Source organism: Xenorhabdus sp. SGI 60 (assembly GCF_056632175.1).
The window spans coordinates 367,518-390,912 of record NZ_CP196860.1 but is presented as its reverse complement, the minus strand read 5'-3'; the positions used below and the strand labels follow the sequence as shown (position 1 = coordinate 390,912).

The following is a 23,395-nucleotide window of genomic DNA, read 5'->3' as shown; positions in this document are numbered from 1 at the left end:
CACCAGCAAGCGGATGAAGAAATAACAAAGGAAGATAACAAATCGAAAAGGTGCATACTCATACACCCTGCACCTTTTCAAAATCATAACTAACTACATAAAATTGTTATTAAGGAAAAAGAAACTATGGCGTCCAGCGAGGTGATAATTGACCAAACGCTATATTTAAAGCCTAGCACGGCTCCTTTTTTCTGCCAGCTAATGATATAGCCTTTTCTTAATTAAACAGAATTTTCGCTTTTTCTGAGCAGATATCGATACGGAGTTTGCGCTGTCTCTTGGGCGATCAGCGCATGATCCATAAAGCGACAGAACCCCGGAATATCGCGGGTTGTTGCCGGATCATCCGCAATGATCAATAACGTCTGACCCGCAGTCATATAACGGACAGTCTTACGCACCATCATTACTGGTTCTGGACAACGTAATCCCAACGTATTAAGCGTCTTGTCAGGGTTGGCAAAAACATCGGACATAACAATCTCTGTAGGTTCAAGCAATCTGTGTGGCTGTGAATTATATTACAAAATATCGTCAACTGCTGTACTTTACTTTTATTGCGCAACACACGTATGATCCCACTGCCTGATCTTCAGGTAGACTGATTTGTTGGGTTCCCTCACCCCATCCACCAAAAAGGTACAATATGTTCCAATTGACTGCGCAACAACGGGCCACGGCATTGATCTGGCTGTCGCTTTTTCACATTTTGATCATTACTTCCAGTAACTATCTGGTGCAATTACCCATCTCCATTTTTGGTTTTCATACCACTTGGGGAGCATTTACATTTCCCTTTATCTTTTTGGCGACTGACCTGACTGTGCGCATTTATGGTGCGCTATTAGCTCGCCGGATCATTATTTCCGTTATGCTGCCAGCGTTGCTGATCTCTTATCTGATTTCAGCTCTGTTTTTTCAGGGAACCTGGCAGGGATTTGGGACATTGGGAACCTTTAATGTATTTGTCGCCCGTATTGCTGCTGCCAGCTTTATGGCCTATGTGCTCGGTCAGATATTGGATGTTGGGGTCTTCAATCGTCTTCGCCAGAAAAGCCACTGGTGGATAGCGCCGGCTGCCGCTATGTTTTTCGGTAATATGCTCGATACACTGGCCTTTTTCTTCATCGCGTTTTACCGCAGCACGGATGCATTTATGGCAACCCATTGGGTAGAAATTGCGTTAGTAGATTATGCTTTCAAGCTGTTTATCTGCATGCTTTTCTTCCTGCCAGCTTATGGCATTCTGTTAAACTTAATCCTGAAATACTTTTTCGCCCAAACAGAAGATAAAACCCTGGCTAAAGCCAACTAAAAAACATCCTCCCTGAATCAATCAGGGGGGACAATCGTTCCGCCAGTGTTTCCTCTCACATCACTCATTTCCTGCTTTTACTCATAACTTCTCGGTATATTTTGCCGTATAGTGTAGATGGGCAATTCGTAACTTGCCCTATGCCAGTATTGTGACACTCTATGCCTAGTTTCCAGTAAAGAAGGAATATTTCTTATGCTGAAAGTGATCCAGTCTCCATCCAAATATATCCAAGGGCCAGGTGCGTTATCTCACATTGGTCGATACACCAAAATGCTTGCTGACCACGTCTTCGTGATTGCTGATAATTTCGTGATGAACCTTATTGGGGATACCGTCAGCCAGAGTCTAGAAGAACACGAAGTGACCAGCCATTTCGAACTTTTCAATGGTGAGTGCAGCCGTAATGAGATCTATCGTTTGTCTGCCATTTTGTTGAAGCAACAATGTCAGGCGGTTGTCGGGATCGGGGGAGGAAAGACGATTGATACTGCCAAGGCTGTTGCATACGAATCCAAAATACCCGTCATTATTTCTCCTACCCTTGCTTCAACAGATGCACCGACCAGTGCCCTTTCTGTTCTTTATACTGAACTCGGTGAATTCGACAGCTACCTGTTCTATCCACATAATCCAAATATTGTGCTAATGGATACCAGTATCATTGCTAAAGCACCGGTTCGCCTGCTTGTCGCAGGTATGGGAGATGCACTCGCCACCTATTTTGAGGCACGAGCCAGCAGTACAGCCCACAAACCAACTATGGCTGGCGGTGCAACATCCTCCACAGGTTTGGCATTGGCAAAACTGTGTTATGAAACCTTGCTGGCGGAAGGTTATAAAGCAAAACTGGCGGTAGAAGCCGGTGTCAGTACACCAGCCGTTGAAAATATTGTCGAAGCCAATACCTACTTGAGTGGCATTGGTTTTGAAAGTGCAGGATTAGCAGCAGCTCATGCCATCCACAATGGTTTTACCGTGCTGGAAGAGTGTCATCACCTTTATCACGGTGAAAAAGTTGCGTTTGGTACTCTGACACAATTGATCTTAGAAAATAGCCCAAGTGAAGAGTTGGAAACTGTACTCGATTTCTGTGTACAGGTTGGGCTACCAGTCACACTGGAGCAATTGGGCTTACGTGATCATGAGAAACTGCATCAAAAAATCATGCAAGTCGCTATTGCAAGTTGTGCCGAGGGTGAAACCATTCACAATATGCCATTTGTGGTGACACCAGAACAGGTTTACGCTGCAATTTTGGCTGCAGACCAGATAGGTAAAGATTGGTTGTATTAAGTGATTGCGAAATGGAATGAGGCAAATAACAACCCTATTCGCCTCACAAAATGAGGCGAATAGCATACTTAATTGACTCATCAACTGAAACTTACCCCTTGATCCGCGTTCGTACCAGCAAACTGAGCAAAAATAAAATGGGCATGACCCGCAGGAACATGCCCATAATTTGATTAAACGATGTCAACCAGTGATATCTATTTTGTTGGCTCCGGTCAAATTTTAGCGGTATGACTCAAGCATTCTTCTTTCGTTCCGGTTCTGCCGCTTGCCATCCATCACAACGGGATCTCATACTTAACAGGCCAGATTGAATACTGCTTTTTACCATTAATGACGATTGAGGTCTCTTCCGATTAACCAGTCCTGCGATACAACCAGATTAGGAAAAATTGAAAGCGCTGCCGGTAAGCATCCAATACAAAATGCCTGAATTTATGGAAAAATCACATGCTCGCGCCCCGGATAATGGCTTATCACCTGTACACCATGTTGTTTTCTCAATGCATCATCACTTCTAACATCATTCCTGATCGTATCACCGTACTGACGAATTAATCTTTCACTATGGTATCAATGAGAGGTCGTGCCATCTTCCAGCAATAATATCAATCAGGAAGGAATGTACAGTCAATCGCTAGCATACTGGCAAAATCACACGGGCTGATGGATAGAGTTTGCCAAGACCGCATAGGTTCAGGCAACAGGTTATCATGTACTGAATTTTCACTGATTTTGGCCATCCTGTAGAGCCAGAAGTACCAGAAGTAAATGCTGTGTGTAATATTGCCTTGTGTGTATAAGTACTCATAATGATGCTCTCATTCTGAGCCCCATTAGTTTCATCACTTTTCATGATGAATAGAGGCATCAATGCTGGTAGTCGTTATCTTCCAATTTTTGTCTACATTCAGTATTTTCAAATACCTTATGTTGACGCTAACTGGATCAGAAAAATAAATTGCAAAAATTTATTGCGAATTTAATAAATATATTAATTAGTATTAATTTGTAATCTTTTGTTAATTAAACAATCAACTTATATAAAACTAATTATTATTTGGAAGGCAGAGTGTATTACGCCTATACAATCTACAACCAATTTCAATTAACAAATTGATATTATTGTAATTTATATCATAAAACAGTCATCCAACCCTGCATAAAAACGGCTATCAGCAGCATGAATAACTATTTGTAGTAATATCTATTATTTTGAATTTTAATTTCAAGAATTTTATTTATAACCGCGTTACAAAAAACGCAAAGCATGTAAATAAAAATAAATCACATGGGCAAATGAGAACATTATTCAAATAATGCCATCAGAAAAACTGTACCGCTTGTTAAAAAAAGCTGACAGAAAAACGCCAACAGTCATTTATTAAATAAATTTATAATAGAAATGTTTGTGTGGATTATATTTATCTGACTTTTCTATGGTGACTACTTCAGACAAATCCCCTAATAATAATGAGCTTTTATTGGGTCGAGAATATATACAAACTTTAAACATGCGAAAATAAAAAATAGCTCAAAAGGCCGTTTATTGTGATTATCATCACACTAATATAAATAAATTGTCTTCAAAAAAAGCGCTAACTCACTCAAAATTATCGACTTTGCGAAATTATATCTATATGTTAGCGATACCTCACAGTCATATAAGGTTGTTTTCAGCTAATATTAGCTTCGATATAGAAAATAAATAGCTAAAATTTTTCGTTTAACGCCATCACTGCTTGATGGTGGTGATTCGCTCATACAAAAGTCACGTGGAGACAAAAAATATGTTAAGTATTTTCAAGCCGACGCCTCATAAAGCTCGGTTGCCCGCGCAGGAAATAGATCCACTCTATCGTCGCTTGCGCTGGCAAATTTTTATAGGGATCTTCTTTGGATACGCAGCTTACTATCTGGTAAGGAAAAACTTTGCACTCGCCATACCTGCCTTGATCGAGCAAGGCTTTTCTAAGGGGGATCTTGGCTTTGCATTGTCAGGCATATCAATTGCATACGGCTTCTCAAAATTCATCATGGGTTCCGTTTCCGACCGCTCGAATCCACGTGTTTTCTTGCCCGCGGGTTTGATACTGGCGGCGGCAGTGATGTTATTTATGGGCTTTGTACCATGGGCAACGTCCAGCATTGCTATCATGTTTTCTCTGCTGTTCCTCTGTGGCTGGTTCCAGGGTATGGGGTGGCCTCCTTGTGGACGTACTATGGTTCACTGGTGGTCACAGAAAGAGCGTGGTGGAATTGTTTCTGTCTGGAACTGTGCGCATAACGTTGGCGGAGGCATTCCACCCTTACTGTTTATGCTGGGGATGGCCTGGTTCAATGACTGGAAGGCGGCATTTTATATGCCAGCTTTTGCCGCTATCATCGTGGCATTCATCGTTTTCGCTTTAATGCGCGATACACCACAATCCTGTGGCTTACCGCCAATCGAAGAGTATAAAAACGACTATCCAGCCGATTACACCGAAAACAATGAAAAGGAACTGACTGCCAAAGAAATTTTCATGCGGTACGTTTTGCCGAATCAATTGCTGTGGATGATCGCCATTGCCAACGTATTCGTCTATTTACTGCGCTACGGTATTCTTGACTGGTCACCCACTTACCTGAAGGAAGTGAAAGACTTCACCATGGATAAATCTTCCTGGGCTTACTTCCTGTATGAGTACGCGGGGATTCCGGGTACGCTGCTGTGTGGTTGGATGTCGGATAAGGTATTTAAAGGCAATCGTGGTGCCACTGGCGTATTCTTTATGACACTGGTCACCATCGCTACTATCGTATTCTGGCTGAACCCAGAAGGTAACCCTGATATCGATATGATCTGTATGCTGGTTATCGGCTTCCTGATTTACGGTCCTGTGATGCTGATCGGCCTGCATGCCCTGGAATTGGCACCGAAAAAAGCAGCAGGGACAGCCGCAGGTTTTACCGGTTTGTTTGGCTACTTGGGCGGTTCAGTGGCGGCCAGTATCATCGTCGGCTATACCGTTGACTATTTCGGCTGGGACGGCGGCTTTATGGTCATGATCGGCGGTTGTATCCTCTCAGTTATTCTGCTGTTGCTTGTGATGTTAAGTGAACACAAACATAAGCAGGAAATTGCGCGTCAAGGTCAATAAAACACAACTGAAAGACGCCAATTAATAACCTTATCCATCGCAGTACACTTTTTTGTACTGCGATTTCTGGATGATTAAGTCTGCTCTGTTAAATAGACAGCTTGCTTTTACCTTATAGATATATTTCTCATATCCACATTTTATTAGCAACTTTTTGATTTTGAAACCACCTTTAATTGATGATAATAAAGGCTGAATATTTACACCCACATAAAGTAATATTAAATAATTCTTACCTTATCATTGTCCGCTTATATAATTTACAGTGATTGTTTGATGCTTATTTCAATATAAAAAAAATCTATTTTATCTTATGGCTTTGTTCATTTTATGACAGACAGAATAAAACCAGATATAAACAGAACGCGGAGAAAAAAATTTATGTCATAAAACTGTGACATACTGCTGATAACATTAATATTCAGGATTGTGTTATGTCATCATCTTATATAAAAATCGACTTGAATAACCACCTATTTTTCTGGCTGCTGACGAAAAATCAGTAAAACGGTAAGTAACATCATCTTTTGTTTAAGACTTTTATTAGAATAAATGGAGAACCTCAATGCAGACCCCTGTTAAGGCAATTATGGCCGGTATTTTGTTAGCATCATCCATGTCAGGCATTGCACATGCAGCAGATAAGATTGTTATCGCCCATCGTGGCGCGAGTGGTTATTTGCCTGAACACACATTACCCGCCAAAGCAATGGCCTATGCACAAGGCGCGGATTATCTTGAGCAAGATCTGGTCATGACCAAAGATGACCAGCTCATTGTACTGCACGATCACTATCTTGATCGCGTCACGGATGTCGCAGAACGTTTTCCAAACCGCGCCCGTGCTGACGGTCGCTATTATGCCATCGACTTTACCCTGCCAGAAATTAATTCACTGAAATTTACGGAAGGTTTTGATATCAAAGATGGCAAAAAAGTCCAAAGCTATCCCGGACGTTTCCCAATGGGGAAATCAGATTTCCACATTCATACCTTCCAGGAAGAGCTGGAATTTATTCAAGGCCTGAATAAATCCACGGGCAAAAACATTGGCATTTATCCTGAAATCAAGGCACCGTGGTTCCATCGCCAGGAAGGCAAAGATATCACCAGCAAGGTGCTGGAAGTTCTGAAACAATATGGCTACACCAAAAAAAGCGATAAAGTTTATCTGCAATGTTTTGATGCCAATGAACTCAAACGCATCAAAAATGAACTAGAGCCGAAACTGGGGATGGATCTGAAACTGATTCAGCTTATCGCTTACACCGACTGGAACGAAACTTACGAACAGAAATCAGATGGTACATGGCAGAATTATAGCTATGACTGGATGTTTAAACCTGGCGCGATGAAAGAAGTAGCAAAATATGCTGATGGAATTGGCCCTGATTACCATATGCTTATCGCCAGTGACTCTACGCCAAACCACATTAAATTAACTGGCATGGTAACAGAGGCTCACGCTAGCCATCTGGCGGTACACCCCTATACTATCCGTATTGATCAATTGCCAAAATATGCCACCAGCGGCAACCAATTGTTTGATATCGTTTTCGACAAGGCCAATGTCGATGGGGCATTCACAGATTTCCCTGATTTGGCAGTGAAGTTCCTGAGAAAACACCACGAGCATAAATAATCAGTGCAAATAGCGTAGAAAAACGGGGCAGTCCAAGACTGCCCCCATCGTGACTCATTGCATTAACTATATAACATCGTTATCACGAGATCCTAACAGGAAAAGCGATAACCTCACTAATCCGTTCAGCACCCAATGCCAGCATAATCAAACGATCAACCCCTAATGCTACACCTGCACATTCAGGCATTCCGTGGGCAAGGGCAGCAAGCAGGTATTCATCAATCGGCTGAACCGGTAATCCCATCGTTTCACGCTTACGGTTATCCTGTTCGAAACGAAGACGTTGCTCATTGCTATCGGTCAACTCACGAAAACCATTCGCCAACTCCATGCCTTTGAAATAGACTTCAAAACGCTCCGCAACACGGTGATCTTCCTTGCTGATTTCTGCCAATGCTGCCTGAGATGCCGGGAAGTGATAGATAAACGTCGGTTTCTCAATGCCGATCTGAGTCTCTATTCCCATGACAAAAAGTAGCTGTAATAAAGTATCCCTGTCTTCTTCCTGATCAGCGATATTACTGAGATCAAGTTTTGCCGCTACTTCACGCAATTTTTCTTTGCTTGCGGTAAGGGGATCAATATCCAGATATCGCATGAAAGCCTGTTGGTAAGACAACGATTCAGCACTTTCACAATCCAGGATCTGTTGCAATAGGTCATCCACTTCATTCATCAAACGATACATGTCGTAATGTGGACGATACCATTCCAACATGGTGAACTCTGGATTATGATGACGACCCGCTTCCTCATTACGGAAACTTTTCCCCATCTGATAAATGGAACCACTGCCGGCTGCCAACAGACGCTTCATGTGGTATTCAGGGCTGGTCATCAGGTACAGAGTCAAGCCATCTGCCGCTCCCGGCCCAACGAACTGTGTCTGGAAAGGGACCAGATGAACGTCGGTGACAGTCGCCTGACTCATGGCAGGCGTTTCAACTTCCAACACCCCACGATCTGCGAAAAAGCGCCGTATTTCTGCTAAAATCTCTGCCCTTTTCAATAAATTGGCGATAGGGGCACTTGGCTGCCAATTCGCGTTTTCGTTCATATTTCTATGACTCCAAAATAAAACAAAACGCGCAGTTTACCTTCATCGAGCCAACCAGACAATTCATTGCCCTCAATTTCTTTATGCCTTTACTCTTTATACACTTAATTTTTTAATTTTCGACCTTGTTAACTATATTCGTTATCCATTTATTTATGAATACAAAAAAATTAATTAAAATTATTTTTTTCTCTACTAATATCTAAATTAAATTAATTAAAATATTCTATCCTCAATAAAAAACGGTAATGATATAAATTTACAATGACAACTTCTTGTTATCCAAATTAATTAATTTCATCATTTACTTTTATATAAACCACATTTGTGAAGTTATTAACATGCAATATTTGAATAAACAAAAACATGCGTTAGATCACGTTTTACAGGTAAAATCCCACAAAACCCGCATCCATATCAAATTTACCCTCTACGTTGTTCGCTATAATTAAACCATATGAAAAGTAATAGATTGACTCCCACTTGAACAATGGAGAAGAGCGGTGAAAACCTTCAATGTCGACCTTGCGATTATCGGAGCCGGTGGAGCAGGGCTACGAGCCGCCATTGCTGCTGCTGAAGCCAATCCTCAACTCAAAATCGCCTTGCTCTCAAAAGTTTATCCTATGCGTAGCCATACGGTGGCCGCAGAAGGCGGATCGGCAGCAGTCACTCAGGCGCACGATTCCTATGATTTTCACTTCCATGACACGGTATCCGGTGGGGATTGGCTGTGTGAACAAGATGTGGTTGAGTATTTCGTCAAACATTGTCCAACAGAAATGATTCAACTGGAACAATGGGGCTGCCCGTGGAGCCGCAAGGATGATGGCTCTGTGAATGTGCGTCGTTTCGGGGGCATGAAAATTGAACGCACATGGTTCGCCGCCGATAAGACCGGTTTCCATATGCTCCATACACTGTTCCAGACGTCACTCAAATACCCACAAATCCAGCGCTTTGATGAGCATTTTGTCCTCGATATTTTGGTGGATGAAGGGCAAGCACGCGGATTGATTGCACTGAATATGATGGAAGGAACAAAAGTTCAGCTCCGCGCAAATGCAGTCATTATGGCGACTGGCGGTGCCGGACGTGTCTACCGTTATAACACCAATGGCGGCATTGTCACGGGTGATGGTATGGGAATGGCGCTCCGTCACGGTATTCCATTGCGCGATATGGAGTTTGTGCAATATCACCCAACCGGCCTGCCCGGTTCCGGTATTTTGATGACCGAAGGCTGCCGTGGTGAAGGCGGGATTCTGGTGAACAAGGATGGTTATCGTTATCTACAGGATTATGGCTTGGGGCCAGAAACGCCTCTTGGACATCCTGAAAACAAATATATGGAATTAGGCCCGCGTGACAAAGTGTCCCAAGCGTTCTGGCATGAATGGCGGGCAGGTCGTACCATCGCGACGCCGCGTGGTGATGTCGTACATCTGGATTTGCGTCATTTAGGTGAGAAAAAGCTGCTCGAACGTCTGCCGTTTATCTGTGAGCTGGCAAAAGCCTATGTCGGCGTTGATCCGGTCGAAGAACCAATCCCTGTTCGACCCACTGCGCATTACACTATGGGCGGGATCGAAACTAATCAGCAATGTGAAACTCGCATCAGGGGATTGTTCGCTATCGGAGAATGTTCTTCTGTCGGTTTACATGGTGCAAACCGTCTCGGTTCTAATTCTTTGGCAGAATTGGTTGTCTTTGGCCGTCTGGCGGGTGAAGAAGCGGTCAAACATATTCAGGAAGTCAAACCTGCCAATAATAACGCACTGGATACCCAATCCCGTGATGTTGAAGATAAGCTCAATCAGCTGATAAACCAGAAAGGCGGGGAAAGCTGGGCGAAAATCCGCGATGAGCTGGGGATGTCAATGGAAGAAGGCTGCGGAATTTACCGTACACCAGAGTTAATGCAAAAAACCATCGACAAAATTGCCGCACTCAAAGAGCGTTTCAAACACATCGAAATCAGCGACCGTTCCAGTGTATTCAATACCGATCTGCTCTACACCATCGAATTAGGTTTTGGTTTGGATGTTGCTGAATGTATGGCACATTCCGCCATGAATCGCAAAGAATCCCGTGGCGCCCATCAGCGTCTTGATGAAGGTTGTACCGAACGTGATGATGAGAACTTCCTGAAACATACACTGGCGTTCTATAACCCAGAAGGTGCCCCACGTCTGGAATACAGTGATGTGAAAATCACCAAATCTCAACCGGCGAAACGCGTCTACGGGGGTGAAGCGGCGGCACAAGAGAAAAAACAGAAGGAGCAAGCGAATGGCTGAGATGAAAAACCTGAAAATGGAAGTCATGCGCTATAACCCGGAAATTGACAGTGAACCCCATTTCGTGACTTATGAAGTGCCGTACGATGAGCAAACTTCGCTGCTGGATGCATTGGGTTACATCAAGGATAATCTGGCACCTGACCTTTCCTACCGCTGGTCTTGCCGCATGGCAATTTGTGGTTCCTGCGGCATGATGGTAAACCGTGTGCCAAAATTGGCCTGCAAAATTTTCCTGCGTGATTATGCACAAGGGATGAAAGTCGAAGCTCTGGGTAATTTCCCGATTGAACGGGATTTGGTGGTGGACATGACGCACTTTATTGAGAGCCTGGAAGCTATCAAGCCTTATATCATTGGCAATGACCGTAAACCCGCTGATGGCCCGAATGTGCAGACACCAGCCCAGATGGCGAAATATCATCAGTTTTCCGGCTGTATCAATTGTGGCTTGTGCTATTCCGCCTGTCCTCAGTTTGGCTTGAACCCTGAATTTATTGGGCCTGCGGCGGTCACATTGGCACACCGCTATAACCTTGATAGCCGCGATCACGGTAAGAAAGAGCGTATGCCACATATCAACAGTGACAATGGAGTCTGGTCTTGTACTTTTGTTGGCTACTGTTCTGAAGTGTGTCCGAAACATGTCGATCCGGCAGGTGCCATTCAGCAAAGCAAAGCAGAAAGTGCCAAAGATTTCCTGATCTCTATGCTGAAACCACAATAAGGGAGGAAAGAGTAATGACGACAAAACGTAAGCCTTATGTGCGCGGTATGGAGGCTAATTGGTGGCATAAACTGGGCTTTTATCGTTTCTATATGTTACGTGAAGGGACAGCCATCCCCACCGTTTGGTTCAGTGTCCTGGTACTTTATGGCCTGTTTGCCCTGAAAGGTGGCCCTGAAAGCTGGGCGGGATTTGTCTCTTTCTTGCAACATCCTATCGTACTGTTGATTAATATCATCACTCTGATGGCAGCCTTGCTGCATACGAAAACGTGGTTTGAACTGGCGCCTAAGGCACTCAATATCATCGTTAAGAATGAGAAAATGCGACCAGAGCCAATTATCAAGTTGCTATGGGCAATCACGATTATTGCTACCATCGTGATCCTCGGCGTAGCTCTGTTTTTCTGACCCCAAGGAGGATCTGATGAATCAAGTACCTAAGCGTTCCGATGAACCGATTTTCTGGGGTCTGTTTGGTGCCGGTGGGATGTGGAGTGCCATTGTTGGCCCAGCAATTATTCTGCTGCTGGGTATCTTGCTGCCACTGGGATTGGCGCCAGAAGCGCTTTCTTATGAACGCATCCTGACATTTTGCCAGAGTTTTATTGGCCGCATCTTTTTACTGCTGATGATTAGCTTACCTTTATGGTGTGGTTTGCACCGTCTGCATCATGGTATGCACGATCTGCAAATCCCTGTTCCCGCCAGTAAGTGGGTGTTTTATGGTGCAGCCGCGATTTTGAGTGTTATCGCCCTGATTGGGGTATTTACGCTGTAATCACGGTAAATGGAAAAAAGTCTGCGGATAAACCGCAGACTTATTACCAGAGGTATTTTTGCAACCTTTAAATTATGTTGGTTAGAACTTATAAGAAATTGTCGCTTTATAGGTGCGGCCTTTTTCTTCTTGTCCTCGTGTAGTATTCAAATAGTAAGAGTGTTCGTTGTGGCGCTTATCGAAGACATTATCGATACCAAACTGGAGTTCGGTATTTTTAAATGCCCCGGTTTTTGGCGCCCAAGAGACATACATATTACTTACGCCATATCCAGATTTATGTACATCGACAATAATGTCTTCTTTCTTATCGTTCCGGGTCTTACCTTTTGAATTTTTTGACAGAACAAAGCGGGTATTCCAGCCGAGTTCAATGTCAGTTTTGTCAAACAGGTAACTACCACCTACAGTAATAGAGTCACCGATTGATGGCGTGAACTCTAATCCATTGGTAAAGGCTTTGTTAATAAGTTCATTACCTTGGATAATCTTGTTATCGACCTTAGCGTAAGTTGTTTTTAAGGACAAATTACCCAGTTTATAGCCAGTCGCTAATTCAAATCCTTCCAATCTGGCTTTCTGGATATTATGTAACTCACTCTTGGCTAACGTTGTAGACAGGTTTTTAAAATTCGTCTGGAATATTTTACCTGATATAGCTAGCGAGTCATCGTCAGCAAAAACACCAGCATAAGAACCCGCCAAACCCGTTTCCAGATTATAACCGGTTGTAGCTTGCAGGTTATTGCTATGGTTGGAAATTCCCATCAACTCTTTGCCCAATGGACCTCTAAAGAGTTCAGTGTAGTTGGCAAATAATGTTGTGGCCGCGCCAAGCTCGTATTTTAAGCCAAGTGCTTTTGAGACGTGAGCATAGGTTCTCTCAAACGATTCATCCTGTTTATTAATCGTATGATAGTTATAGTGATCCCATCTGATACCCGGTATAACATGAAAATCTGCAAGCTGGATATCATCCTCTAAGTAAATAGAAGATGAATTTGCTTTTTCGATTTCTTTTTTATAGACATTTTCATCGACATCCGTGAATCTCATTCTGGTGTCAAAATATTCATATCCATAGGTTAAAGCGTGGGATAACTTCTGGGTATCAAAACTAGAGGTATTACGAACCTTAATACCTTGGGTTTCAACAATACTATTGAATCCTTGCCCATCCCCGCTTACAGGCTTCATATGGGTAGAAGTTTGTTCCGTATGATAAGCGGATAGTTTTAAATCAATCAGGTCATTATCGACTGGCGCATACCCATAAGTAATATTATGAGTATCGCGGTCAATAGCGTATTTCGCTTTCTTCCCGTTATTTATTTTAGGGCCGATATCATTACCAAAATTTAATCTATGATTGGTTGCAGCATCATTTTTATAATGTTCTTTTGATACATTAATATACTGTTCATCTGTCAGATTAAATTTCGCTTTTAATAAATAATTGAATAACCTTCCATCTGTCGGGATTGGGTCTCGCCCGTTATTATCTCTGCCAGATTTGGAGTCATGCATATTGCGGTGGGTAAAGTAACCTAATAAATCAGCAGCACCCAATCGACCGTATGTCGCTAACGATTGTTGGAATTCAGAACCATTGCTTGAATAGTTTAATTTTCCTTTAGCACCAAATAATTGCCCCGGCGCTAACAGATCACCGGCATCAACGGTTTCAAATTTTAATGCACCACCAATGGCACCAGTATCGTAAGTAATACTGTTACTACCGACCTTGATATCAACTTGCTTTAACATCTCAGGATCGATGCCGTAATTTCCGGCATGGTGGAAGTGATATCCTTCTTGCCTTGCGCCATCAATCGTCACGTTGATAAATTGATCATCCATGCCACGGATTTTGAAGCGTTGCCCCAAAGCACTGGGATGACCGGCTTGTACGCCCGGTACATTCTTTAATATCTCACCGACACTTTGTGCCTGTTTGACTCTGATTTCATTACGACTGACTTTTCTATCTTCTGGTGTTTCCTGAGCATTGTTATCCGCAATAACAACCAATGTATCGCTAGTATTAGTCGATTTTTTGGTCGTATTTTCAACATTTGCAAATGCGGTGGTAGAGATAGCGACTGTCAGCATAGATGCAGACATTAAAGGAACACACAGGCCACTTTTCGCCAGGCTGGCGTAAATTTTGGTAATTTTAGACATTTATTTTCAAGCACAAATACTATTGAGAAGGATTATTATTTACATTTCTAAGAGAAATGTAAATAACTTTACAGACAAGTAGGGGGCAGGCTGGATGAAAAGAGAACAACCACCAGTTCCTGCTATTTTAAGTGACATTAATCTCTATTAATTACTACCCTATATTAATTACTACTTTATGTTAATGACTACTCTATGTTAGCCAGAACACGCTCTGCGTCCTGATAATCCCCTGCTTGGGCACAGAATGTAATTTTTCCTGAACGATGAGCATTGATTTGCACTTCCATTTTCATGGCTTCCATAACCGCAATCACATCGCCTTCATTGACTTGCTCACCTTCTTTAACCATCCAAGAATGCAGGATACCGGAAATAGGGGCTTTTACCTGACGGGGATCTTCCGGCAGTTTTTCTTTTATGACAGATGGCGAAAATTGCTGTCCACTAACAGGAGCTAAATGCGCCAATCCTGCCAATAAATCCGATGGCAATCCCAATTCATGCCTGCGGCCATCAATCTCAATAAAAGTGCGGGTAATATTTTTATCTTCAAGCGGAAACTGACGTAATGAAGCCTCAAGTTCATTCACAAAATCTGTTTCAATCCAGCGGGTGTGGACATTGAATTTATCACCAGAAATAAAATCAGGATGCTCCATTACCGCTTGATGGAAAGGCAAAACGGAGGCTACGCCACGGATCTTAAATTCTTTCAATGCCCGACGTGCCCGAACAATAGCCTGTTCTCGGGTCGCCCCTATGACAATTAATTTTGCCATCAGTGAATCAAAGGTTGCCGGAATTGTAGAGCCATTAATCACACCAGAGTCCAAACGAATACCAGGGCCAGCAGGCGGGATAAATTCGGTGATTGTGCCTGATGTTGGTAGGAAACCTTTCTCCGCATCTTCCGCATTAATACGAAATTCAAACGAATGCCCTCTTGGGATCGGCGTTTCCTGCATGCTTAATGGATAACCTTCCGCTATCCGCAACTGCTCGATAACCAGATCAATGCCTGTTGTCTCTTCTGTCACAGGATGCTCTACTTGTAAGCGAGTATTTACTTCCAAGAAAGAAAGCATTCCCTCTGCACTGAGTAAAAATTCTACTGTGCCAGCCCCTACATAATTGGCTTCTGCACAAATGGCTTTTGCTGACTGATGAATACGTTCTCTTTGTTCCTGAGTTAAAAATGGCGCGGGCGCTTCTTCCACTAACTTTTGGTTACGACGTTGCAAAGAGCAGTCACGGGTACCAAGTACCACAACATTACCCTGTTTATCCGCAATAATCTGTGCTTCGATATGGCGGGGTTTATCCAAAAATTGCTCTATAAAACATTCGCCACGGCCAAATGCCGTTGTCGCTTCACGTACCGCTGAGTGGTAAAGTTCTGCCACTTCATCCATACGCCAGGCAACTTTCAAACCTCGTCCACCACCACCAAAAGCCGCTTTGATGGCAATCGGCAAGCCATGCTGCTCCGCAAAAGCAACAACTTCCTGTACATTTTTGACTGGTTCGGATGTCCCGAAAACCAACGGTGCTCCCACTTTCTGCGCTATCTTACGCGCCTTAACCTTGTCTCCCAGCTCATCAATCGTTTCAGGATGAGGGCCAATCCAAATTAAGCCAGCCTCAATCACTGCCCGGGCAAATTCCGCTCGCTCAGACAAAAAACCGTAACCCGGATGCACCATAGTTGCTCCAGATCTCTTCGCTACCTCCAGCAAACGAGGAATATTGAGGTAAGTTTCTATAGGGCTATTTCCTCCCAAAGAATAAGCCTCATCAGCCAGTTGAACATGTTGTGCGTTGATATCGGCATCCGCATAGACAGTGACTGCCTGTACGCCATAATCGCGGCAAGCTCGAATGATCCGAACAGCAATTTCACCACGGTTGGCAATCAGCACTTTCTTATTAACTTTCTTATTAATCTTGCTATTTACATTGTTCACTGTGGTGTTCATGGCAAATCATTACTCCCTTGAATTTCATGGAATTGGCTAATGGGGTTGAACCGAATTTTGGCATTGACGGGGATCTGACCTGCAAGATCGAGATGATAATCTGCTACTGAGGCAATAACCGGATATCCTCCGGTCAATGGATGATCTGCCAAAAATAGTACCGGCTGCCCACTGGCAGGAATTTGTATCGCCCCTGCACAGGTTCCTTCGCTAGGCAATTCTTGTCGCTTAATTCGCGATAGTGAGCACTCACCATTTAATCTCAACCCAATTCGATTAGATTGAGGCGTTACTTGCCAAATCTGCTTGCTCAATAAGTCGATGGATTCTTGCGTAAACCAATCTGTACGAGGGCCAAATAGGATATCCAATACTACGATTTCATCTTTATTTGGCATGTCAAAAGCCGGAGTTTCAGAAACAGATATCGCGGCGCAATGAGATGTTTCACCGACAGCTAATTTATCATTCACTTTCAACGGAGCTGGCCCAATATTAGATAGAGTATCAAATGAATGGCTGGATAAAATGGCTGGGACAGTAAAGCCGCCACGTACCGATAAATAAGAACGCATTCCAGCGACAGGAACACCCAAGGAAATTTCATCACCATCATTTGAATCAATTGGTTGGTAAGTATTCACATGGAATATTCTACCTGATGATGTTTTTATCTCTATTGGACAGGGTGCCCCTGTAATCGCCATCAATATCTGTCCATGTGCAAGTGCTTTAAATCCGCCCTGCACGATTTCCAAACAAGCATGATCAGAGGGATTACCCACAATACGGTTTGCGCTGCGCAAAGCACTTTTATCCATTGCACCCGATTCTGCGATCCCCGATTTTGCCTGACCAACCCTCCCCAGATCTTGAAATAAGGTTGGTAATCCCACAGACAAAATTTCCAGATGACAGGAAGCCTCTGGAGTAAGTGCCCTGTTACTGTCCGGTGTTTCAGGTAAGCTGATTGTTGCAGGGTGACGCCCAGTATCTCGAAAGTTAACACGATAACCTGGTTGCAATAAGGCCGGAGATGGGCGGGAGAGATCCCACATACGTTCGGTCGTAATACCTATAAGCTGCCATCCTCCGGGGCTAGCCTGTGGATAAATACTGCTGAATTCCCCCGCCAATGCAACGGCACCTGCCGGAATGCGCGTTCTGGGGATTTTACGACGAGGTATATTCCATTGCGAGGTATTCGATACCATATAGGCAAACCCAGGGGCAAATCCAGTGAAAGCGACGGTATATTCATTTTCGGTATGTTGCTGAATAACCTCCTGAACGGTACATCCCAATATTTCCGCAACCAGTGCGAGATCATCACCGTTGTAATGCACAGGAATTTCTATGCTTTTTCCCGTTGTATAACTGCGTTCTTGCAAATCTCGTCTACTGATTTCTAGCGCCAATTGTTGGAGGGATATTTTTGTCGGCCGAAAACGAACCATCAGCGTTCTCGCTGCCGGAATAATTTCTTCAACCCCCAAAATAGGTGCCATATTCAGTAAATCAAGCAAAGCCAGTGTTTCTGCCAATCCACTCAATTCAACCATGATGGTATTGCTATTAACCGGTAAAAAACGCAAGGCTACCTCCCCAAATGATTAACCATATCAATGCCATCCATACTTATGAATGAATAAATGGCCGAATAGTTATTCCCGCCTGCTGCAAAACTGCCTTGACCTGTTTTGCCATCGCTACCGCACCAGGAGTATCACCATGCACACAAATTGAATCCGCCTGAATAGGGGTAAATTTGCCATCAATTGATTCAACGCCCCCTTCTGTCACCAATTGCAACATGCGTTGAGCAACGAGATCGGCATCATGCAAAACAGCCCCCGTTTCACGACGGGAGACTAATTCCCCTTGTGAGGTATAAGCACGATCAGCAAACGCTTCTGCTATGGTTCTCAACCCGCTTTTCTGAGCTAACTTGAGAATGTTTGATCCCGCCAGACCAACCAACACAAGGTAGGGATCTAACGCCAGAATTCCTTCAATCACAGCAATTGCCTGATATTCATCATTTGCGATCGTGTTATAAAGTGCGCCATGGGGTTTGACATAACTCACTTTAGTACCTGCCGCCGCAGCCAATCCTTGTAAGGCACCAATCTGGTAAATAATATCAGCGGTAAGTTCATGACTGGCTATATCCATTTTACGTCGCCCAAAGCCAACCAAATCGGGGTAAGAAACATGGGCACCTATCGCTACATCATTTTTCTGCGCAGATTTCAATGTTTGCAAAATCCCAACCGGATCACCCGCATGAAAACCACAGGCAACGTTAGCACTACTGACGATATCCAATATTTCTTCATCGTTTCCCATGTGCCATTGACCAAAACTTTCACCGAGATCACTATTTAAATCGATCGTTTTTATCATGATGATTTCCCTAAGCTGTGGAACTACAGAAGAAGATTGTTTGAGTAAAATGAATATATTGTTGAACAAGAGATAAGATCTGCTGAGGAAATAAGCAAACAAATTTGTATTATCGATCTTCAAAATCCAATAGAGATCACTTTATTAACATTTTTCGTTGAATTTATCGTCAATATGCACAATTTAGGTGCAATAGGTACAATAATATTGCCCTATATTGGTTCGATGGTGGTAACTTGCTGGTTATCGGGGAATATGTGAAGATTTGTTTTCGTATACGTTTTGAAGGTGTTTGTTATCAGCCATAAAATCTAACGGATGACTATGAAAAAAACCCATTCTCCCCAAATTTTGAGCAAAAGAATCGCTGAAACCATCAGAAATAAACTGGTTGCAGGGGAGTTATTACCTGGACAACGACTATCAGAAGCTGCGTTGAGTGAACAGCTTGAAATTTCACGAAATACATTACGTGAAGTGTTCCGTCTTCTCACGCAAGAAGGGCTGCTGAAACATGAACCTAATCGTGGCGTGTTTGTTGCGACTCCCGATATTGCATCCATTATTGATATCTATCGAGTTCGGCAGTTAATTGAATGTCAGGCACTTGCTCAGGCTTATCCAATGCATCCCAGTATTGCCAAAATGAAACAAGCCGTTGAAGCCGCCCAACAATGTCGCAAACAACAAGATTGGATTGGTGCCGGAACAGAAAATATGCACTTTCATGCCGCGATCGTAGAATTAACTGATAGTGATAGGTTGATCGCTTTTTATCACAATATTTCCGCAGAACTGCGTCTGGCTTTTGGTATTTTGAATAATCCTGAGCTTTTGTATGCACCTTATATTGATAAAAACGCGCATATTCTGGAATTACTCAATTCAGGGAAAAATGAACAAGCAGCTAATACAATGAAAGATTACCTGGAGTTATCAGAAAGAGCGATATTAGCCGCTTATACACGTAAAAATAACCAAGTATCATAAAAAAAATTAAACGCAAAAAAGCCATCCGGTGACGGATGGCTTCTCTGACTCAATGGATGTCTGGCAGTGTCCTACTCTCACATGGGGAGACCCCACACTACCATCGGCGCTACGGCGTTTCACTGCTGAGTTCGGCATGGGATCAGGTGGGACCACCGCGCTGTTGCCGCCAGACAAATACTGTATTCAATCCCGAACAAGCTGCTGTGCTCTCTGAAACCTTCTCTCAATCCCCAAAACACCTTCGGTGTTGTCAGGTTAAGCCGCACGGCTCATTAGTACCGGTTAGCTCAACGTCTCGCAACGCTTACACACCCGGCCTATCGACGTCCTCGTCTCGGACGGTCCTTCAGTACCCTCAAAGGAGTAAGGGAAGACTCATCTTAAGGCAAGTTTCCCGCTTAGATGCTTTCAGCGGTTATCTCTTCCGCACTTAGCTACCGGGCAGTGCCATTGGCATGACAACCCGAACACCAGTGGTGCGTCCACTCCGGTCCTCTCGTACTAGGAGCAGCCCCTTGCAATCTTCCAACGCCCACGGCAGATAGGGACCGAACTGTCTCACGACGTTCTAAACCCAGCTCGCGTACCACTTTAAATGGCGAACAGCCATACCCTTGGGACCTACTTCAGCCCCAGGATGTGATGAGCCGACATCGAGGTGCCAAACACCGCCGTCGATATGAACTCTTGGGCGGTATCAGCCTGTTATCCCCGGAGTACCTTTTATCCGTTGAGCGATGGCCCTTCCATTCAGAACCACCGGATCACTATGACCTGCTTTCGCACCTGCTCGAGCCGTCACTCTCGCAGTCAAGCTGGCTTATGCCATTGCACTAACCTCCTGATGTCCGACCAGGATTAGCCAACCTTCGTGCTCCTCCGTTACGCTTTGGGAGGAGACCGCCCCAGTCAAACTACCCACCAGACACTGTCCGCAACCCGGATAACGGGTCCGCGTTAGAACATCAAACATTCAAGGGTGGTATTTCAAGGATGGCTCCGTGCAGACTGGCGTCCACACTTCACAGCCTCCCACCTATCCTACACATCAAGGCTCAAGGTTCAGTGTCAAGCTATAGTAAAGGTTCACGGGGTCTTTCCGTCTTGCCGCGGGTACACTGCATCTTCACAGCGAGTTCAATTTCACTGAGTCTCGGGTGGAGACAGCCTGGCCATCATTACGCCATTCGTGCAGGTCGGAACTTACCCGACAAGGAATTTCGCTACCTTAGGACCGTTATAGTTACGGCCGCCGTTTACTGGGGCTTCGATCAAGAGCGTCGCGTTGCCGCTAACCCCATCAATTAACCTTCCAGCACCGGGCAGGCGTCACACCGTATACGTCCACTTTCGTGTTTGCACAGTGCTGTGTTTTTATTAAACAGTTGCAGCCAGCTGGTATCTGCGACTGGCCTCAGCTCCGGACGCCTGGTCCTTCACCTAACGCCAGCGTGCCTTCTCCCGAAGTTACGGCACCATTTTGCCTAGTTCCTTCACCCGAGTTCTCTCAAGCGCCTGAGTATTCTCTACCTGACCACCTGTGTCGGTTTGGGGTACGATGGACCATAATCTGAAGCTTAGGGGCTTTTCCTGGAAGCGGGGCATCAGCAACTTCAGCACCGTAGTGCCTCGTCATCGTGCCTCAGTGTTAAGGATAACCGGATTTGCCTGATTATCCCACCTACACACTTAAACCGGGACGACCGTCGCCCGGATTGCCTAGCCTTCTCCGTCCCCCCATCGCAATTATGGCCCGTACAGGAATATTAACCTGTTGCCCATCGACTACGCTTTTCAGCCTCGCCTTAGGGGTCGACTCACCCTGCCCCGATTAACGTTGGACAGGAACCCTTGGTCTTCCGGCGAGCGGGTTTTTCACCCGCTTTATCGTTACTTATGTCAGCATTCGCACTTCTGATACCTCCAGCAAACCTCACAGTTCACCTTCAACGGCTTACAGAACGCTCCCCTACCCAACAACACATTCATGTCGCTGCCGCAGCTTCGGTGCATGGTTTAGCCCCGTTACATCTTCCGCGCAGGCCGACTCGACCAGTGAGCTATTACGCTTTCTTTAAATGATGGCTGCTTCTAAGCCAACATCCTGGCTGTCTGAGCCTTCCCACTTCGTTTCCCACTTAACCATGACTTGGGGACCTTAGCTGGCGGTCTGGGTTGTTTCCCTCTTCACGACGGACGTTAGCACCCGCCGTGTGTCTCCCGTGATAACATTCTTCGGTATTCGCAGTTTGCATCGGGTTGGTAAGTCGGGATGACCCCCTAGCCGAAACAGTGCTCTACCCCCGAAGATGAGTTCACGAGGCGCTACCTAAATAGCTTTCGGGGAGAACCAGCTATCTCCCGGTTTGATTGGCCTTTCACCCCCAGCCACAAGTCATCCGCTAATTTTTCAACATTAGTCGGTTCGGTCCTCCAGTTAGTGTTACCCAACCTTCAACCTGCCCATGGCTAGATCACCGGGTTTCGGGTCTATACCCTGCAACTTAACGCCCAGTTAAGACTCGGTTTCCCTGCGGCTCCCCTATACGGTTAACCTTGCTACAGAATATAAGTCGCTGACCCATTATACAAAAGGTACGCAGTCACCCTGATAAATCAGGGCTCCCACTGCTTGTACGTACACGGTTTCAGGTTCTCTTTCACTCCCCTCGCCGGGGTTCTTTTCGCCTTTCCCTCACGGTACTGGTTCACTATCGGTCAGTCAGGAGTATTTAGCCTTGGAGGATGGTCCCCCCATGTTCAGACAGGATACCACGTGTCCCGCCCTACTCTTCGAGCTCACAATATCACACCTCTTCGGATACGGGGCTGTCACCCTTTACTGCCGGCCTTTCCAGACCGTTCTCCTGAGTCTATCACTGATGGCTCTGGGCTCCTCCCCGTTCGCTCGCCGCTACTGGGGGAATCTCGGTTGATTTCTTTTCCTCGGGGTACTGAGATGTTTCAGTTCCCCCGGTTCGCCTCATTAACCTATGAATTCAGTTAATGATGGTGCAACGGATTGCACCGGGTTTCCCCATTCGGACATCGCCGGCTGATAGCGCTTCATATCAGCTCACCGGCGCTTTTCGCAGATTAGCACGTCCTTCATCGCCTCTGACTGCCTAGGCATCCACCGTGTACGCTTAGTCGCTTAACCTCACAACCCGAAGGTGTCTTCGAGTCGGAGTTATTGAGAGACTCCTCAATACCGTCCTCAAGACAGATACTGAGTGTTTCAAATTTTCAGCTTGTTCCAGATTGTTAAAGAGCTTACATTTCACAACACACGGCTTTTCATGTGTTCTGAAATGATTATCAGTAAGAAGAGGATGGTGGAGCTAAGCGGGATCGAACCGCTGACCTCCTGCGTGCAAGGCAGGCGCTCTCCCAGCTGAGCTATAGCCCCATCGAGGTGTCCGGAAAAGTTGGTAGGCCTGAGTGGACTTGAACCACCGACCTCACCCTTATCAGGGGTGCGCTCTAACCACCTGAGCTACAAGCCTATTCCGTTCCCGTCTCTTCTTTATTCATCAGACAATCTGTGTGAGCACTGCAACAAAATCCACT

Annotated in this window: 15 protein-coding genes, 2 tRNA genes and 2 rRNA genes; 9 read left to right on the top strand and 10 right to left on the bottom strand. The window is 44.7% G+C overall.

The window, feature by feature from the left end; translation table 11 throughout:
• Nucleotides 1–221: 221 nt before the first annotated feature.
• Nucleotides 222–476 (bottom strand): sulfurtransferase TusA, encoded by a 255-nt coding sequence (tusA, locus tag ACSJJG_RS01800; RefSeq protein ID WP_481088259.1) that lies wholly within the window; start codon nt 474–476, stop codon nt 222–224.
• 170 nt (nt 477–646) lie between these two features.
• On the opposite strand from tusA, the gene ACSJJG_RS01795 reads away from it, so the two are divergent.
• The 4 genes from ACSJJG_RS01795 to glpQ all read left to right on the top strand — a co-directional run bounded on the left by ACSJJG_RS01795 (nt 647) and on the right by glpQ (nt 7,396).
• Complete coding sequence (locus ACSJJG_RS01795; protein ID WP_481088258.1) at nt 647–1,315, top strand: 7-cyano-7-deazaguanine/7-aminomethyl-7-deazaguanine transporter; 669 nt, start codon at nt 647–649, stop codon at nt 1,313–1,315.
• Between the two features lie 195 nt (nt 1,316–1,510).
• Nucleotides 1,511–2,611: a glycerol dehydrogenase gene (locus ACSJJG_RS01790; RefSeq protein ID WP_481088257.1), complete on the top strand. Its 1,101-nt coding sequence runs from the start codon at nt 1,511–1,513 to the stop codon at nt 2,609–2,611.
• Nucleotides 2,612–4,401: 1,790 nt separating this feature from the next.
• Nucleotides 4,402–5,754, top strand: a complete 1,353-nt coding sequence (glpT, locus tag ACSJJG_RS01785; protein ID WP_481088256.1) for a glycerol-3-phosphate transporter — start codon at nt 4,402–4,404, stop codon at nt 5,752–5,754.
• A 565-nt stretch (nt 5,755–6,319) separates the two neighbouring features.
• Nucleotides 6,320–7,396 (top strand): glycerophosphodiester phosphodiesterase, encoded by a 1,077-nt coding sequence (gene glpQ, locus ACSJJG_RS01780; RefSeq protein ID WP_481088255.1) that lies wholly within the window; start codon nt 6,320–6,322, stop codon nt 7,394–7,396.
• A gap of 82 nt (nt 7,397–7,478) precedes the next feature.
• On the opposite strand, the gene epmA is transcribed toward glpQ, so the two are convergent.
• Nucleotides 7,479–8,456, bottom strand: a complete 978-nt coding sequence (gene epmA / locus ACSJJG_RS01775; RefSeq protein ID WP_481088254.1) for an elongation factor P--(R)-beta-lysine ligase — start codon at nt 8,454–8,456, stop codon at nt 7,479–7,481.
• A gap of 503 nt (nt 8,457–8,959) precedes the next feature.
• On the opposite strand from epmA, the gene frdA reads away from it, so the two are divergent.
• Genes frdA through frdD form a run of 4 tightly spaced genes read left to right on the top strand, consistent with a single transcriptional unit; the run spans nt 8,960 to nt 12,263 of the window.
• Nucleotides 8,960–10,756 (top strand): fumarate reductase (quinol) flavoprotein subunit, encoded by a 1,797-nt coding sequence (gene frdA / locus ACSJJG_RS01770; RefSeq protein WP_481088253.1) that lies wholly within the window; start codon nt 8,960–8,962, stop codon nt 10,754–10,756.
• Nucleotides 10,749–11,483: a succinate dehydrogenase/fumarate reductase iron-sulfur subunit gene (locus ACSJJG_RS01765; RefSeq protein ID WP_481088252.1), complete on the top strand. Its 735-nt coding sequence runs from the start codon at nt 10,749–10,751 to the stop codon at nt 11,481–11,483. Before frdA ends, ACSJJG_RS01765 begins: the two co-directional genes overlap by 8 nt.
• A 14-nt stretch (nt 11,484–11,497) precedes the next feature.
• Complete coding sequence (gene frdC, locus ACSJJG_RS01760; protein WP_481088251.1) at nt 11,498–11,893, top strand: fumarate reductase subunit FrdC; 396 nt, start codon at nt 11,498–11,500, stop codon at nt 11,891–11,893.
• Nucleotides 11,894–11,906: 13 nt separating this feature from the next.
• Nucleotides 11,907–12,263 carry a fumarate reductase subunit FrdD gene (gene frdD / locus ACSJJG_RS01755; protein ID WP_481090349.1) on the top strand — a complete coding sequence of 119 codons (357 nt, stop codon included), beginning with the start codon at nt 11,907–11,909 and terminating at the stop codon, nt 12,261–12,263.
• Between the two features lie 81 nt (nt 12,264–12,344).
• Here frdD and ACSJJG_RS01750 read toward each other — a convergent pair whose 3' ends face one another.
• The 4 genes from ACSJJG_RS01750 to ACSJJG_RS01735 all read right to left on the bottom strand — a co-directional run bounded on the left by ACSJJG_RS01750 (nt 12,345) and on the right by ACSJJG_RS01735 (nt 18,832).
• Nucleotides 12,345–14,447, bottom strand: a complete 2,103-nt coding sequence (locus tag ACSJJG_RS01750) for a TonB-dependent receptor domain-containing protein (protein ID WP_481088250.1) — start codon at nt 14,445–14,447, stop codon at nt 12,345–12,347.
• 188 nt (nt 14,448–14,635) lie between these two features.
• Nucleotides 14,636–16,426, bottom strand: a complete 1,791-nt coding sequence (locus ACSJJG_RS01745) for an acetyl/propionyl/methylcrotonyl-CoA carboxylase subunit alpha (protein ID WP_481088249.1) — start codon at nt 16,424–16,426, stop codon at nt 14,636–14,638.
• Nucleotides 16,423–18,021 (bottom strand): 5-oxoprolinase subunit B/C family protein, encoded by a 1,599-nt coding sequence (locus ACSJJG_RS01740; protein WP_481088248.1) that lies wholly within the window; start codon nt 18,019–18,021, stop codon nt 16,423–16,425. The genes ACSJJG_RS01745 and ACSJJG_RS01740 overlap by 4 nt, the downstream gene beginning before the upstream one ends.
• A gap of 43 nt (nt 18,022–18,064) precedes the next feature.
• Entirely contained in the window at nt 18,065–18,832 is a 768-nt protein-coding gene (locus ACSJJG_RS01735) for a LamB/YcsF family protein (protein ID WP_481088247.1), read from the bottom strand.
• A gap of 324 nt (nt 18,833–19,156) precedes the next feature.
• On the opposite strand from ACSJJG_RS01735, the gene ACSJJG_RS01730 reads away from it, so the two are divergent.
• Nucleotides 19,157–19,822 carry a GntR family transcriptional regulator gene (locus ACSJJG_RS01730; RefSeq protein ID WP_481088246.1) on the top strand — a complete coding sequence of 222 codons (666 nt, stop codon included), beginning with the start codon at nt 19,157–19,159 and terminating at the stop codon, nt 19,820–19,822.
• 58 nt (nt 19,823–19,880) lie between these two features.
• On the opposite strand, the gene rrf is transcribed toward ACSJJG_RS01730, so the two are convergent.
• From rrf to ACSJJG_RS01710, 4 genes are all read right to left on the bottom strand, one after another.
• Nucleotides 19,881–19,996 (bottom strand): 5S ribosomal RNA (rrf, locus tag ACSJJG_RS01725).
• A gap of 80 nt (nt 19,997–20,076) precedes the next feature.
• Nucleotides 20,077–22,985, bottom strand: a 23S ribosomal RNA gene (locus ACSJJG_RS01720).
• Nucleotides 22,986–23,158: 173 nt separating this feature from the next.
• A tRNA-Ala gene (locus ACSJJG_RS01715) sits at nt 23,159–23,234 on the bottom strand.
• Between the two features lie 20 nt (nt 23,235–23,254).
• Nucleotides 23,255–23,331, bottom strand: a tRNA-Ile gene (locus tag ACSJJG_RS01710).
• Between the last annotated feature and the right edge of the window lie 64 nt (nt 23,332–23,395).